General features: G+C 63.3%; 15 protein-coding genes. 11 read left to right on the plus strand and 4 right to left on the minus strand.

Annotated elements, in window-relative coordinates:
- The first annotated feature begins 70 nt into the window (after window positions 1-70).
- Together IVA92_RS31945 and IVA92_RS31950 are read left to right on the plus strand one after the other, a co-directional pair.
- Window positions 71-517: a cytochrome c gene (locus IVA92_RS31945; protein ID WP_247278728.1), complete on the plus strand. Its 447-nt coding sequence runs from the start codon at window positions 71-73 to the stop codon at window positions 515-517.
- 248 nt (window positions 518-765) lie between these two features.
- Complete coding sequence (locus IVA92_RS31950) at window positions 766-2,049, plus strand: cystathionine gamma-synthase family protein (RefSeq protein ID WP_247278727.1); 1,284 nt, start codon at window positions 766-768, stop codon at window positions 2,047-2,049.
- A gap of 72 nt (window positions 2,050-2,121) precedes the next feature.
- Here IVA92_RS31950 and IVA92_RS31955 read toward each other — a convergent pair whose 3' ends face one another.
- Window positions 2,122-2,538: a CHRD domain-containing protein gene (locus IVA92_RS31955; protein WP_247278726.1), complete on the minus strand. Its 417-nt coding sequence runs from the start codon at window positions 2,536-2,538 to the stop codon at window positions 2,122-2,124.
- A 154-nt stretch (window positions 2,539-2,692) separates the two neighbouring features.
- On the opposite strand from IVA92_RS31955, the gene IVA92_RS31960 reads away from it, so the two are divergent.
- Window positions 2,693-3,619 carry a cytochrome c gene (locus IVA92_RS31960; protein WP_247278725.1) on the plus strand — a complete coding sequence of 309 codons (927 nt, stop codon included), beginning with the start codon at window positions 2,693-2,695 and terminating at the stop codon, window positions 3,617-3,619.
- Window positions 3,620-3,766: 147 nt separating this feature from the next.
- On the opposite strand, the gene IVA92_RS31965 is transcribed toward IVA92_RS31960, so the two are convergent.
- Window positions 3,767-4,012, minus strand: coding sequence for an Lrp/AsnC family transcriptional regulator (locus IVA92_RS31965; protein ID WP_061878884.1), 246 nt, complete (start codon window positions 4,010-4,012; stop codon window positions 3,767-3,769).
- A 442-nt stretch (window positions 4,013-4,454) separates the two neighbouring features.
- Here IVA92_RS31965 and thiD point away from each other — a divergent pair, with 442 nt between their 5' ends.
- The 4 genes from thiD (at window position 4,455) to IVA92_RS31985 (ending at window position 8,374) form a co-directional block, all read left to right on the plus strand.
- Entirely contained in the window at window positions 4,455-5,255 is an 801-nt protein-coding gene (gene thiD / locus IVA92_RS31970; protein ID WP_247278724.1) for a bifunctional hydroxymethylpyrimidine kinase/phosphomethylpyrimidine kinase, read from the plus strand.
- A gap of 215 nt (window positions 5,256-5,470) precedes the next feature.
- Window positions 5,471-6,283, plus strand: a complete 813-nt coding sequence (locus IVA92_RS31975) for a UDP-2,3-diacylglucosamine diphosphatase (protein ID WP_247278723.1) — start codon at window positions 5,471-5,473, stop codon at window positions 6,281-6,283.
- On the plus strand, window positions 6,283-7,326 hold the full coding sequence (locus tag IVA92_RS31980) for a glycosyltransferase family 1 protein (protein WP_247278722.1): 1,044 nt from the start codon (window positions 6,283-6,285) through the stop codon (window positions 7,324-7,326). Before IVA92_RS31975 ends, IVA92_RS31980 begins: the two co-directional genes overlap by 1 nt.
- A gap of 64 nt (window positions 7,327-7,390) precedes the next feature.
- Complete coding sequence (locus IVA92_RS31985) at window positions 7,391-8,374, plus strand: threonine/serine dehydratase (RefSeq protein WP_247278721.1); 984 nt, start codon at window positions 7,391-7,393, stop codon at window positions 8,372-8,374.
- A 289-nt stretch (window positions 8,375-8,663) separates the two neighbouring features.
- On the opposite strand, the gene IVA92_RS31990 is transcribed toward IVA92_RS31985, so the two are convergent.
- Window positions 8,664-10,427, minus strand: a complete 1,764-nt coding sequence (locus IVA92_RS31990; protein ID WP_247278720.1) for a caspase family protein — start codon at window positions 10,425-10,427, stop codon at window positions 8,664-8,666.
- A gap of 165 nt (window positions 10,428-10,592) precedes the next feature.
- Between IVA92_RS31990 and IVA92_RS31995 the strand changes: the two genes are divergently transcribed.
- The 4 genes from IVA92_RS31995 (at window position 10,593) to IVA92_RS32015 (ending at window position 13,412) form a co-directional block, all read left to right on the plus strand.
- Window positions 10,593-11,036, plus strand: coding sequence for an RbsD/FucU domain-containing protein (locus tag IVA92_RS31995; protein ID WP_247278719.1), 444 nt, complete (start codon window positions 10,593-10,595; stop codon window positions 11,034-11,036).
- 47 nt (window positions 11,037-11,083) lie between these two features.
- Window positions 11,084-11,479 (plus strand): hypothetical protein, encoded by a 396-nt coding sequence (locus tag IVA92_RS32000; RefSeq protein WP_247278718.1) that lies wholly within the window; start codon window positions 11,084-11,086, stop codon window positions 11,477-11,479.
- Between the two features lie 822 nt (window positions 11,480-12,301).
- Window positions 12,302-12,769, plus strand: a complete 468-nt coding sequence (locus tag IVA92_RS32005) for a phasin family protein (RefSeq protein WP_247278717.1) — start codon at window positions 12,302-12,304, stop codon at window positions 12,767-12,769.
- A 445-nt stretch (window positions 12,770-13,214) separates the two neighbouring features.
- Window positions 13,215-13,412: a hypothetical protein gene (locus IVA92_RS32015; RefSeq protein ID WP_247278715.1), complete on the plus strand. Its 198-nt coding sequence runs from the start codon at window positions 13,215-13,217 to the stop codon at window positions 13,410-13,412.
- A gap of 132 nt (window positions 13,413-13,544) precedes the next feature.
- Here IVA92_RS32015 and IVA92_RS32020 read toward each other — a convergent pair whose 3' ends face one another.
- Window positions 13,545-14,321, minus strand: a complete 777-nt coding sequence (locus tag IVA92_RS32020) for a Crp/Fnr family transcriptional regulator (protein WP_247278714.1) — start codon at window positions 14,319-14,321, stop codon at window positions 13,545-13,547.
- Between the last annotated feature and the right edge of the window lie 690 nt (window positions 14,322-15,011).

Genomic DNA, 15,011 nt, shown 5'->3' on the forward strand with positions numbered 1-15,011 from the left:
ACCCTGCCGACCGGTGTTGGCCTCAGGAGGGTCGGCACGATCCTGCATCATGGAAAAAGGACTTTGCGAAATGAAGCGAGCGTTGGTTGTCGGGGGCGCGTTCCTGTTCGGTATGGGCGCGGTTTGGGCGCAGCAGGACTCCGCCAAGGAAGTCCAAACCCTCATGAAGGGCAACGGCAAGAACGCCGGCGCGATGTCGGCGATGGTCAAGGGCGAGAAGCCCTATGATCAGGCTACGGTGAACAGCGCGCTGGCGCAGTTCGAGGATACCGCCAAGAAGCTGCCGACCCTGTTTCCGGCCAGCGCCAAGGGTGTGAAGCTCGACGGCGACTATAGCATCTCGCCGAAGGTCTGGGAGGACAAGGCCGGCTTCGACGCGAAGGTCGCGAACTTTGCCAAGCTCGTCGGCGAGGCCAAGGCCAAGATCAAGGACCTCGACTCGCTCAAGGCGACGATGCCTGCAATCGGCAAGGAATGCGGCGGCTGCCACGAGACCTACCGCGTAAAGAACGGCTGACGCCAACATCATCCGGGGTACGGGAAAAGGGCGGTTGGCAAGCAGCCGCCTTTTTTGCGTTGGCGCACCGCCCAGCAGGAAATCCCGTCCGCAAGGCCTGACGGATCGCCGTGAGAGCGGTTATCTTTGCTCCAGCCGCGGCGGCATTGATGTGAGCTGTTGCATGCTGGCGCATCTCGCGCCTGACTGCCTCATGACATCAGGGTTCCAACGCCCGGCGAGGAACTGAAGCAACAGCGAGACAGGCCATGGCAAAACCGTTCCCGTCGAAGACGCACATAGGCAACCATATGCTGCATCCGGAAACCTTGATGCTGACCTATGGCTATGATCCGCAACTGTCGGAAGGCGCCATCAAGCCGCCGGTGTTCCTGACCTCGACCTTCGTCTTCAAGACGGCCGATGACGGCCAGGACTTCTTCGATTTTGTCGCCGGCCGGCGCGAGCCGCCGGAAGGGATGGGCGCGGGCCTGGTCTATTCGCGCTTCAATCACCCCAACAGCGAGATCGTCGAAGACCGGCTCTCGATCTACGAACGCACCGAGAGCTGCGCCCTGTTCTCATCCGGCATGGCGGCCATCGCGACGACGATCCTTGCCTTCGTCCGCCCCGGCGACGTCATTCTGCACTCGCAGCCGCTCTATGGCGGGACGGAAACCCTGCTGACGAACACGCTTGCGCGTCTGTCGATCGGCGCCGTCGGCTTCGCCGATGGCGTTGACGAAGCTGCGGTCAGCCAGGCCTCGGAGGAGGCGATGCGTAAGGGCCGGGTGTCCATGATTCTGATCGAAACTCCCGCCAACCCCACCAACGGGCTGGTCGATATTGCGATGATGCGCCGTGTCGCCGAGGCCATCGGGAAGAGCCAGGGGCACACACCCATCATCGCCTGCGACAACACGCTGCTCGGACCGGTGTTTCAGCGGCCGATCGAGCATGGCGCGGACATTTCCTTGTACTCGCTGACGAAATATGTCGGCGGTCATTCCGACCTGATCGCCGGCGCCGCGCTCGGCTCCAAAGCAATCATGAAGGGCATCAAGGCGCTGCGCGGCGCTATCGGTACCCAGCTCGATCCGCATTCCTGCTGGATGATCAACCGGTCGCTGGAGACGCTGAGCCTGCGCATGGAGAAGGCCGATGCGAATGCGCGCCTCGTGGCCGACTTTTTGCGCGGTCACGCCAAGGTGGCGAAGGTCCATTATCTCGGTCACCACGAGGATACGTCGCCGGCCGGACGCGTGTTCGCACAGCAATGCTCGGGGGCCGGCTCCACGTTCTCGTTCGACATCGTCGGCGGCAAGGACGCGGCGGTCAAATTTCTCGACGCGCTCCAGATCTTCAAGCTCGCGGTGAGCCTCGGCGGAACGGAATCGCTTGCCAGCCTCCCCGCGACGATGACCCATTCCGGCGTTCCCGCCGACATCCGCCGGAAAATCGGTGTCCTCGATTCCACGATCCGGCTGTCGATCGGCATCGAACATCCGTCGGACCTGATCGCAGATCTCACGCAGGCACTGAACGCGGCTTGAGCGTGGCGAGAATCGAACAGGCCGGGCGCCCCTCCTGCGCCCGGCCCTTCCGCGACGACGCAGCGTTTGCGCTTACTTCGTCACTTGGCCGCGGATCTCGCCGCCGGGGTTCGCCGCCGTGTGGATGTTGATGTAGTACTTGCCGCCGAGCAGATCGGCGGCCTGCGCCTCGGTGAGCGTCGCTTCGCCTTTGACCGGGCTCGATGTCGCATTCGGGATCGCGACCGCAACGCCGGCGTTCTTGCCCGCTTCGGCCGGGCCATGAAAATGAGCGGCTGTGGCAGGGCCAGAGAGCCCGGAATAGGTGACAGTCCAGGACAATTTCTTGCTGGCGGCATCGTAGTCCAGATCGGCCGTTCCGGTGCCGCTGCTGGTCGTTGCCGGCACCTCGGACTTGGCATCGAGCGTTGCTTTCAGCTTTTCGGCGCTGGCCGGCCCTGCGAAAGCAGCGGCCGCGAGCACTGACACGGCGATGACGGTCTTGTTCATAACATTCTCCCTGCTGAACCCGTTTGGGCTGCTAAACTTCCAACAGCCGATGTTTCAGTTTATTCCCGTCTCCAGCCGGGGCAGGCTAAATTCTTCGTGGCTGGAGCCGCGCGCAGATCGGTCGTAGGTTCGCCGCCAGAACGAATGGACGTGCATGTTGCAACGAACAATTCTCGTGGCGCTGCTCGCTGCGCTTGCCGCAGGTGGCGTCTATTGGTGGCTCAGCGCGCCCGTAGTGGCAGCCGCGAGCACCACGCCGCCGCACGCGCCTGATCTTGCCAATGGCGAGGTGATGTTCAACGCTGGCGGCTGCGCGTCCTGCCATGCCGTTCCCAATCAGCCTGATCGTCTCAGGCTCGGTGGCGGCGTCGCGATCAAGTCGCCGTTCGGAACGTTTCACGCGCCGAACATCTCGCCCGATCCCAATGACGGCATCGGCAAATGGACCGACGCCGATTTCGTCAACGCCGTGATGCACGGGGTCTCGCCGGCCGGGCAGCACTATTTTCCGGCGTTTCCGTATACGTCCTATCGGCACGCCGGGCGTGAGGATGTGCTCGACCTCTTCGCCTATCTGAAAACGCTACCGCCTGTTGCGGGCAAGGTGCGCGACCATGATGTCAGTTTTCCCTTCAACATCCGGCGCAATGTCGGCATCTGGAAGTTCTTGTTTCTGGACGGCAAGCCGTTCGTCGCCGACGGCGCGAAGTCGCCGGCATGGAATCGCGGCGCCTATCTCGTGAACAGTTTGGGCCATTGCGCCGAATGCCACAGCCCGCGCAACGCGCTTGGCGGCATCATCGGGAGCGAGCGGTTTGCCGGCGGGCCCAATCCGGAAGGCGAGGGCTGGGTCCCCAACATCACCCAGAAGCGCCTTGGCGAATGGAGCGCGAAGGACATCGCCTATTTCCTCAAGACTGGCGAACTGCCCGATGGCGACAGCGTCGGCGGCGCGATGACGCGTGTGATCAAGAACACCTCGCAACTGCCGGAAGCGGATCTCGCGGCCATGGCGGACTACGTCAAATCGCTGCCGCCGGTGGACGGCCCGACGCCGCCCAAGCGCAAGCAGGGCAGCTAGTGCGTGATGAAGGTTAGCTCGATCGTGAGACTGTAACCCCTCACCCGGATCGCATCTATCGATGCGATCCGACCTCTCCCTTCGAGAGAGGTGAACCGTTGGCTCGTACGATATAAACCAAACTTATCCCGCATCGATGACGCACCGTTAGCCGGTGCCGAACGCCTTGAAGGTGATGATGGTGAGGGTGTCCTGGATGCCTGGCAGCACTTGCACCTTCTCGTTGACGAAATGGCCGATGTCGGTGTCCTTGTCGACGTAGAACTTCACCAGGAGGTCGTATTGACCGGCCGTGGAGTAGATCTCAGAGGCGATCTCGGCTTCGGCGAGCGCATTGGCGACCACATAGGACTGGCCGAGCTTGCATTTGATCTGGACGAAAAAGGGAACCATCGCGGTCACTCCGAAAGCACATCTAGCCGGCTAATAGGCCAAAACCGGCCGGATTTAGCAAGCGAACTTGCCTGCCGCCAGATGCGGGTCCGGCGCTCAGCAGGTGACGGCCACGGCGGCGAATGCATCCCTGAGCCGCTGCGCGAGCTCGATCTTGCGATACGGCTTGGTCAGCACGATCGCTTGCGCATGCACGCGGCCCGGATTCAAGCTGGGCGCGATCCGCAAAGGCCATGATCATGCCGGAGCCCGAGCTCGTCCTGATCTCGACATTTGCGCGCAAGGCTCCCGCCAAATGGCTTTTCGGGTCCGGGCGGGCCTTAGCTGGAGCACGGCTGTGTCGCGAATCGGCGTGGCTTGCCGCTGGTCGCGCTTGCTGGTGTTCCACGGTCGCGCTAGGACAGGCCATGGCTGTGTCCGGATCAAGCAGATGTCTCCGGCGATGACGACGCCCGTGGCGCTCACTATCGCCGGCTCCGATTCGAGCGGGGGCGCCGGCATCCAGGCGGACCTGAAGACTTTTGCCGCGCTCGGCGTCTATGGCGCCTCCGCCATCACGGCGTTGACGGCGCAGAACACGCGCGGCGTCACGGGTATTCATGCGGTGCCGGCCGAGTTCGTCACCGCGCAGATCGATGCGGTGTTTTCCGATTTCGATGTCGGCGCTGTGAAAATCGGCATGGTGGCCCAGGCCGCCAGCATTGACGCGATCGCGGCCGCGCTGTCGCGCTGGGCGCCCCGGCACGTGGTGCTCGATCCCGTGATGGTGGCAACATCCGGCGACCGGCTGCTGGCCTCCGACGCCGTCAAGGCGTTGCGCACGAGACTGATACCGCTGGCCTCGGTGATCACGCCGAACCTGCCCGAGGCCGCTGCGCTGCTCGATGCACCGGTCGCGGCCAACCAGGCCGAGATCGAAAGCCAGGGGCGCCGTCTGCTGGCGCTCGGCTGCCGCGCGGTCCTGATCAAGGGAGGACACGGCGAGGGCGCGGAGAGCGTCGACTATCTGGTTGATGCCGACAACGCCATCGCGCTCGCGGCGCCCCGCCTTGCCACCAAGAACACCCATGGTACCGGCTGCTCGCTGTCCTCGGCCGTCGCGGCGGGTCTCGCCAGAGGCGAGGCGCTCGAGCAGGCGGTCCGCAGCGCCAAGGCCTGGATCAGCGCTGCGATTGGCGCCGCCGACCGCTTCAGCGTCGGCCACGGCCACGGGCCGATCCATCATTTCCACAAGTTCTACTGACGACCGCTAGCTCAAGCGGGAGAGGGAGCGGCCTGCCCTCCGTGCTTCCAGTGCGAACCTGATCCTGGACGAGGCGCTGCGCGCCATGTCGCCTGATTGTCGCATGCGACTGATATTCGCAGGGCAGGCGAGGCAAGGCGTGATTCGTATCGGAAGGTGCCTCAAAAGTTCAATCGGTCATCCCCCTGTCACGGGACATTGTTACAGGCTGGCGCATGGGAAGTTACGATGTGAGTGACGAGAGCCCGGAGCGGCGCTTTCGCACGTTGTTCATCTCCGACGTCCATCTCGGAGCCCGCGGTTCTCAAGCCGATCTTCTGCTGGACTTCCTGCGCTACCACGATGCCGACACCATCTATCTCGTCGGCGACATCGTCGACGGCTGGGCGCTGAAATCGAGCTGGCACTGGCCGCAATCCCATAACGACCTCGTCCAGAAGCTGCTGCGCAAGGCGCGCAAGGGCGCCAAGGTCATCTACATTCCCGGCAATCACGACGAGTTCCTGCGCAACTATTACGGCACGCATTTCGGCGGCATCGACGTGGTCGAGAACACCGTTCATACCGGCGTCGACGGCAAGCGCTATCTCGTCATTCACGGCGACATCTTCGACCTCGTGGTGCAGAACGCGCGCTGGCTCGCTCATCTCGGTGACAAGGCCTACGATTTCGCGATCCAGATGAACCGCCTCGTCAACTTCTTCCGCCGCTTGTTCGGCGTGCCCTATTGGTCGCTGTCGCAATGGGCCAAGCAGAAGGTCAAGAATGCCGTCAACTATATCGGCGCGTTCGAACAGGCTCTCGCCGCCGAAGCGCGACGTCACGACGCGCACGGCGTGATCTGTGGCCACATCCATTACGCCGTGATCCGCGACGAGGCCGGCATTCGCTACATGAATTGCGGCGACTGGGTCGAGAGCTGCACCGCGCTGGTCGAGCACGACGACGGCCGTTTCGAGATCATCACCTGGGCGGATCATTTGCAGAAGCCGGCAACCGTCCCGCAGGTCGCGGCAAGAGCTGCCTGATGCTCATCCTGGTCGCGACCGACGCCTGGCACCCGCAAGTCAACGGTGTGGTTCGGACGCTGACCAAGCTGGCCGACGCCGCAGAGGGGCTCGGCGTCGCGTTCACGTTCCTGACGCCGCAATCGTTCCGCACCTTTGCGATGCCGAGCTATCGCGACGTGCGCCTCGCCATGCCGCGCCCGGCGCGAATTGCAAAGCTGATCGAAGAAGCACGCCCGGACAGCATCCACATCGCGACGGAGGGGCCGATCGGCCTGATCGTCCGCCGCTATTGCCGCCAGCGCAAGCTACCGTTCACGACCAGCTTCCATACCCGCTTTCCAGAATATGTCCGGGCTCGCGTGCCAGTGCCGGGCTCGCTGATCTGGCGCGCGCTGCGCCGCTTTCATGCGCCCAGCCGCGCCGTGATGGCAGCGACGCCTGCGCTCGCGCGCGAGCTCGCCGAGCGCGGCTTCGACAATGTCGTGCTGTGGCCGCGCGGCGTCGACACCCATTTGTTCCATCCCCGCGCGATCGACCTCTGTCTGCCGGCGCCGGTGTTCCTTTCGGTCGGCCGGGTCGCGGTGGAGAAGAACCTGGAGGCCTTTCTTGACCTCGACCTGCCCGGCACCAAGGTGATCGTCGGTGACGGTCCGGCGCGTGCCTCGCTCGAAGAGGCCTATCCCGATGCGATCTTCCTCGGCGAGAAGCATGGCGAGGCGCTGGCGGAAATCTATGCTGCGGCCGACGTCTTCGTGTTCCCGAGCAAGACCGACACGTTCGGCCTGGTCCTGCTGGAGGCGCTCGCGAGTGGCCTGCCGGTGGCGGCCTTTCCGGTGAAGGGGCCCCGCGACGTGATCGGCAATGCGCCGGTCGGCGCGCTCGATCATGATCTGCGCAACGCCTGCTTCGCCGCGCTCGACATCTCCAGGCAGGGCTGCGTCGCGTTCGCCGCCAATTACACCTGGGAGGCTTCGGCCCGGGCTTTCGTGGCCAGCATCGAGGCGCTGGGCGCGGTGCTGCCCTGCCGGAAAGAGGCGGAACAGCCGCGCTTCGTGGCCTAATCGACCAAAAATCCTCGCGGGGAGGTGTCTTGCTCGCAGCTCCCAGGCCGCGATAAGGTCTGATATGACTGAACAGCTCCTCCCGGTCGGCCCCGCCGACATCGACGCCGCAGCGCGCGTGATCGCGCATTACGCCATCCGCACCCCGCTGTTGTCTTTCCCCGTGCTCAACGAGCGCGTCGGCGCAAAGGTCTTCCTGAAGCCGGAGATGCTCCAGCGCACCGGCTCGTTCAAGTTCCGCGGCGCCTTCAACAAGGTATTCTCGATCCCGCAGGACAAGCGCGCCGGCGGCGTCGTCGCGTTCTCCTCCGGCAACCACGCCCAGGGCGTGGCGGCCGCGGCGAAGATCCTCGACATGCAGGCGACCATCGTGATGCCGGCGGATGCGCCGCTGTCCAAGCGCGAGCGCACCAAATCCTACGGCGCCGAGGTCGTGCTGTACGATCGCGACCGCGACGACCGCGAGGCGATCTCGCGCGGCATTGCCGAGAAGCGCGGTGCGACGCTGGTCAAGCCGTATGATGATCCCTTCGTGATTGCGGGGCAGGGCACCGCCGGCCGCGAGATCGCCGAGGACATGGCGGGCCTCGGCCTTGCCCCCGACATCGTGGTGGCACCGGCTTCCGGCGGCGGCTTGATCGCGGGCGTCGCGACGGCCGTGAAGGCGCGCTATCCGCTGGCCGAAATCGTGGTCGCGGAGCCCGAGGCGTTCGACGATCACGGCATTTCGCTGACCGCGGGTCACCGCGAGCCGCATCCGCCGGCAGGCCGCACCATTTGCGATGCGCTGATGGCCCTGATGCCCGGCGAGATGACGTTTGCGATCAACAGCAAGCTGCTCGCGCGCGGTGTCACCGCGTCCGATGCCGAAGTCGGTGCTGCCGTGGCGTTTGCCTATCGCGAGCTCAAGCTCGTGGTGGAGCCGGGCGGCGCCGTGGGCCTTGCCGCGCTGCTGGCGGGACGTCTCGACGTCGCCGGCAAGAACGTCGTCATCGTGCTCTCCGGCGGCAATGTCGATGCGGATCTGTTCGCCGAGCTGGTGGCTTAGCTAGCATCATTCCGGGGCGCGCATGAGCGCGGCCTGCGCCTCATGGCACAACCTGGAATGACCAGAACTGACATGGAGAAGGGCAGAGCGTTGCCGCTCTACCCCTTTTGCATTTGTGCTTGGCGGATTCAGCTTGCCCCTTGCTCGGTGCAACCTCTTCCGCTTGCGGGGGAGGTCGGCGCGAAGCGCCGGGTGGGGCTCTTTCCTCTTGGGGTCCTCGACTGTGGAAGCACCCTCTCCCCAACCCTCCCCCGCAAGCGGGGGGAGGGCGCGCACCTTCTCCGCGCGATCAGTGCATGAAGCCGCCGCGATGGTTGCCGGCATTCATGCTCGGCGCCTGGTTCATCGACTGGCGAAAGTTGTTGCCGCTGTTGACCATGCGGGGCGGCATCGTGTTGAGCTGCGGACGATTGTTCTCCACCTTGTTCTGGACCTGCACCTTGTTCACCGGATTGTTGTTGAGCTTCACGATGCCGGTGTTGCCGTTGTTGATGCGGATCGGGTGGTTCTGGGTCTGAACGTTGACCGGCTTCGGCTCGACGTTCGGGCCACCCTTGCCGACATTCACCGGCATGCTCACGATCTTGCCGGGTTTGCCGATGGCGTTGCCGCCATTCGGCATCGTGTTAGTCGGCGCAGGCAGGGTGACGATCTTGCCCGGGGTCTGTGACGGCGTGCCGTTCTGCTGGTTCGACTGGTTGTTGCCTGCCGGCAGGTTGACGATGTGGCCGCCATTGCCGAGCTTGCCGATCACATTGCCGTCGAGCGGCTTCTGCACGACCGGCAGGTCGCCGTTCACATGCGCGCCGCCATTGCCCTGCTGCATCATCGGTATGTATTTGGGCTGACCGAGATTGCCGATCTTGAGCGTCGGGGCGATGTTCTGCGGCGCCAGGAATTTGGTCGCCTGCATCAACGGGATCTCCTTCGGCTGCGCCTGCAGCTTCAGCGCGACATGCGCATAGGGGCTGTTGCTGAAGCTGTCATGGAAGCTCTTGTAGCCAACAGGCGAATTCGCGAGCACAGCCTTGTGCCAGGCCTGCGAGATCAGGAGATTGTTGAGCAGCCAGCGGACGTGGTCGCAAAGCGGGTCATGCGGGTACATCTGGATGAACTCCTGATAATATTCCGACCGTCCCTCGGACACGACGTAGTCATAGGCCTGGCGGGTCGAGCGGCTCGGCAGGTTGGAGGCCATCTGCACCACCGGCGCTTTCACCGGCGCGCGGTTGGCGGCAACGGCGGTGTCGCCGAAGAAGGTGAAATCCGAGGTCAGCGACGAGCTTTCCCACGGGATCTGCGCACCGCTGGTGGTCTGGTTCACTTGCAGGCGCACGCGCTTGAACAGCTGCTCGATCGGCACGTTGGGCTCGCGCGCGACGTTCAGGAAGGCCTGCGTGTAGGGGCTGTGGCCGTTGGTGCCGTCGAGCGCTTCGGCCCCCGGCGCGGTCGAGTAGCCGACGATCGAGCCGTTCGGCGCATCGACAATGGCAAGGCCGCGGCCGGCGTCGTTGACCTGGGGGAAGGGGTTGTTGCGGCAGGCATCCAGGATGACGATGCGCATGCGGCTCGGGATCGTCTCCAGCGTCGACATCACGTCGACCAGGCGCACCGAATTGTTGACGAGCTCGGTCGGGCTCGACACCTTGGCGTCGACGGGAACGAGATAATTTTCGCCGGCGAGCTGCACGCCGTGCCCGGCGTAGTAGACCATCGCCACCGTGTTCGGACCGCGCGAAGCGACCTTGGCGGAAAAGTCCTGGACGACGCGCAGCATGTCATTCTGGGTCAAGTCGGTCGCGGCGACTACTTCGAAGCCGGCCGAGTTCAAGAACTGCGCCATCGATTGCGCGTCATCGTCGGGGTTCGCAAGGTGCGGCGCGTTCTGGTAGTTCGCATTACCGATCACCAGCGCCACCCGCTGTTCCGGGCCTTGCAGCGCAGTGGGAGCCGGTGCAACCGGGGCGACTTGCGCGGAAGCGGGCCCGCAGGCGAAGCCGAACAGGCTTCCCAGGAGACCCGCAGTCATCAGGAAATGCTTTAAGCGGAACATGGCGTGCTCCTTTGGCACTCATCTCGATGCGAGATTGGTTGCGAAGAAGCCTGACCGCGTTCGAGTTCGACGTCCGTGATCACGATCACGATGGTAGGCTCCGTGATCTGAATCACGTTTGGAACCTGCTATGGTTAGCCATCGCTTGGGAGGACAGTCCGTCACATGCTGAAATCGATCGATCCGATCCTGACGCCGGACCTGCTCTGGCTGCTCGCCTCGATGGGCCACGGCGACGATCTCGTGGTCGTCGACGCCAACCATCCCGCAACCCGCATTGCCGCGGCGACCTCGTCGCAGCGCCTGATCCATTTGCCTGGCATGCGCATGGAGACGGCCGTCCGTGCCATCATGACGCTCTATCCGCTCGATGATTTCGATCCCGATCCGGTGCGCGTGATGATGCCGGTGGACGATTCCGATCGAGTCCCGGAGGTGCAGCGCGCCGTGTTGGCGGAGATCGAAAGCGCGGCCGGTGGCCCCGTTGCTCCCGGCAAACTCTCACGGGCGCATTTCTATCGCGCGGCGGCGGCGGGCTTCGGCGTCGTGAAGGTGGGCGACAGCCGAGGTTATGGCTGCTTCCTGATCCGCAAGGGCGTGATCAGCTAGGGAATAATTCTGCGCAAGGTGGCGCAGAACTCTGCACCCGAATTTGAATGGCCTCCGCGCAACCGACCGACTATGGTCGATTCATGTCTCGCCTTGTGTGTCTATCTGTTGCTGTCATCTTGTCGCTGCTCCCCGCCGTCGCGCCGGCTGCGTCAATTCAAAAGCGGCCCAAGCCGGTCTGGCAAGGCTACGGCTTCCTGCCGGGCTATCGGCAGCCGCTCAGCAACAGCATCCCGCTCTACAAGCAGAAGGACGCGATGCGTCGCCTGTCGCGCGCCGGCCGGCGCCACTGGTACATCGACCCGGTTCCTCAGTATTACCGTTGGGATGGCGAGTGGCACTATTTCGGCCGCCCCGGCTTCGGCGGCGGCCGCTACAATGGCGGCAGTTTCGGGCCGTGCTGGACGCGAACGCCGATTGGCCCGATCTGGAATTGCGGGTGATTGCTCGCGCGGCGCTCTCGCGCCCCGGAGGCAGCGCAGCGCTCCTTCAGCGAAGCGCTGCAGAGCCGGGGCACCGCGGCCGATGCAGATGGGACCGCAACGGCGCTTTGGCGCTCCTGTCGCTATCCGAAGGCAAGCGGCGTGCCCTTTTGCCATCGGGATGTCCTTTATACATTCCGCAATTCTTTGGCGCGCAGCCCCTCCGCGTGGCGCATGGACTACTGTTCACAGTCGGCTGCGTGTGGATGGCCTTTGCCTTTGGCGGCGAGAGCAGTTCGACCCGAATCTCAGAGCCGCACCCCGATGGCCTGCGCGTTATGAAAAGGTCAGGTCGCGCCAAGGCCGGGTCGCGTCGTAGCGAGACACGTGCTCGAGGGTAGAATGGCGCGCCGCTAGTTCCTTCGCCACGGCGATTTGCATTACGGCGACAGTGCTTCAACTGGACTGGGTCGGAGAGCTGGCCGGTTTTGGCGGCGATAGCATACTCCGAAATGGCGCGGCGCCCCGCGACCGACGCAGGAACGATTCAGAGCGCGCTCGCGCGGAGTGCCTCACACCCCTGACGAGGCTCCCACCGCACAGCACAATTCCTGTAGATATGACGACTGCGTGTCTTGACATCTGAGAGAAAAATTTCACCGAGAGTCGCACATCGAACCGACAGCGTCCGCTTGCTTCGCGCATGATGGCATCTCAGGGCCGGGGTTAAGAGCTCCTTTGAATCTGATCGAACACGGAAGCGGGGACATGTCCTCGCCTCCAGTCCCATGAGGCAAGTCAACCTCTCGGGAAATGATGCCGCTTGAGAACGAGGATGGTGCCGTGAGTGAAAGCGAAGTGAAAGTTGGACTGAACGGGACGAATGGTTACGCAATTCCGTTGTTCGGGTTCCCGAATATCCCGCTGCCTAGCGCGATCGGCGGTTTCGCCGAGCAGGGGGTCGCCAGCGCACAGCAAGGCTGCGAGAAGATCAAGGTCGCGTCGGCGGAGATGGCGGAAGCGCTGCGTGAGACGTATTCGAGCAATGCCAAGGGCGCAACCGACTACGCGGCCAAGCTGATCGAAATGTCGAACGCGAATACGGTGTCCGCGATCGACTTCTTCGCGCAGGCCCTGGGTAGCAAGTCAGTCCCGGATGTTTTCACCTTGTCCGTTGCGCAAGCGCGCAAGACCTTCGACACCGCGTCCGCCCAGAACAAGGAATTGTGGGGGCTTGGGGAGAAGCTTGCGAAAGAAACCGGCGAGCCGATCAAGAAGTACTTCGCCAAGGTCCTGCATCCGCCCAGCTAAAAAGCTCTCGTCCAGGAGTCCTTCAGGAGGGAAACCGGCCCGTCGGAACAAGCCTCGCCACGAACATGCCCCCACATGCTCGACCGATAATGGCCAGGTGCGCGATGCCCCCCAAGTAGCCGCACCAATAAGAGGCGCAATCTGACGGGCCGGCCTTTGTTTCGGAATGCAAGCTGACGTGCAAAGGGAGGTCACATGGGAATGGTCATGATCAAATGCCCGCGAAGCGGCCGCGCTATCCCCACCGGCATCAAGGCCGATCGCGAGAGTTTTTTGCGCAGCATTGTGTTTTTCAGGCGCACCCATTGTCCGATCTGTCAGGCCGATCACGCCTGGTTTGCACAGGAAGGCTGGGTGGATGAGCCGAGCGCTCGCGCAGCGCCGCAGCCGTGGCACACGGCCTGACCGTCCCCACAGCGCGTGGATCGTAATCTGGAGGGACACGATGGCGCGGGCGCAAACAACCAATGCACGCTCCGTCTTCTTGATGCAGGCCAGAGAATTTCTTGACGAAGCACGACGACTGAAGCCGGGCCCCGCGCGCAACGAACTGCGCGAGGTGGCGGCGGTGCTGCGCGAGCTTGCGAAAATCGAGGCGCAATGCAAATCTGCAGGGGACAGTGATCGACCCGAGAGAACGTGATCAGGTTCGACGCACCGTCCTTCTCTCTCCGGCAACTGGCTTTTAGTTCACCAGCGGCCTCCTGACTTCCCCGGAAGGACGAGGAGGCAATCGTGCAAGGTTGCGGCGTGTCTCGACCCAATTGAAAGCAGCTTACCCTGCGCCGCCAGGTTCGCTGGTCAGGATTCGCCGATCTCGCGAAAGGGCCGTTTCGCGTGATCGGCCCATCCCCATCGAGAACACCTCCTCGATTTCGCGCCGCATGGTGTCGTGGCACTCGCAGGCGGCCGCCGCCAGTCGGGACCGGTCGATTTCGATCTGGCCTCTTCGATCAGAGATGATCGCAGCGGACGCGCGCAGATTGCGCATCAAGAGCGTCACCGTCGTTCGTCGGACACCGAGTATTTGCGACAGCTCCTGCTGGGTGAGCGGAAGGACGTCTTGGTCGACGCAGTCGCGCAACTGAAGCAGCCAACGCGACATGCGGGCTTCGACCGGATGCAGCGCATGGCAGGCCGAGCCGAGCTGAAACTGTATGAGCATCGCTCTAACGTGGCTCTGGATTGCGTGGCGGATCGCAGGGCTCCGGGCAAAAGCGGCGTGAAATCGCGACGCGGAAATCCGAGAGGCGGTGCCCGCCACCCGAACGATGGCGGTAATGGCCGAAGGCGACGGGCCCAGCACCGAAAGACTGCCTACGACCCCGTCACGCCCGATCACTGCGGTTGCGACCGTCCGGCCATCCGCCATGTCGACCATCAGCGAGATGGCGCCGGCATGAGGAAAGAAGACGTAATCGACCTGCTCGCCCGCTCGCGAGAGCACCGCGTTGTGATCGAGGACGACCGTCTCCAGCTCGGGCGCCAGCAGATCGAAGTCTGATCGCGGAAGTGTCGCAAGAAGGCGGTTACCAAATCCGCCGGGAGCCATTACCACAGCGAAGCCGCGGTAACGCTTGCACCGCTTCCTCCATTCGAAGCGGCGCCGAACAGCGATCTCAACATTTGTTTAAGTCTGCTTTCTCTACGCGCACTGATATCCAATTCATTTTCCAGACGCCTTCGCTCTCAACAACAATCTCAACGCTCAACCGCGCAACTCCACGATTTCGATGCAAGTGCACCGCGGGCAGCAATGCAATTGCAAAATGCGCATGGGTAAAACCCTACGGCCAGACGGAATCCCAGAGTTCCACATGCTTCGTTTACTGTTGCGCATTGAGCAATCCCAGTTTCGCTCGAGATGGAACAGATCAACTTATCGAATGTGTCTGCGAATTGCTGTCCTACGCCGCAAACGCACTCACGCGCTGGATGGTCACAAGCTCAATCTCCTCGCACCAGGAGATGGCATTGCGCTGCCGCCAAGATGTGCACTGACCTCGCAAGCCGAGAGCTCATCAACAGCGAAACGGTTTGTCGCGGAGCTACCTACGCTTCGACCGATGTGGACGCGTTGATTGCGGCTTGTTCCAAGTACGGCCGTGGCAACCTGACGCGACGCTTGCGCGCAATCGGCAGACGACATCGTACAAAATCGCGAAGTTGGCGCCCATGTAGCAGCAGGGAACGTGGCTTCTGGGTCCCGGCTCTGCGCATCAACGCAAAGGGCGTTGCTGCT

The organism is Bradyrhizobium sp. 154 (assembly GCF_023073875.1).
GTDB lineage: Bacteria > Pseudomonadota > Alphaproteobacteria > Rhizobiales > Xanthobacteraceae > Bradyrhizobium.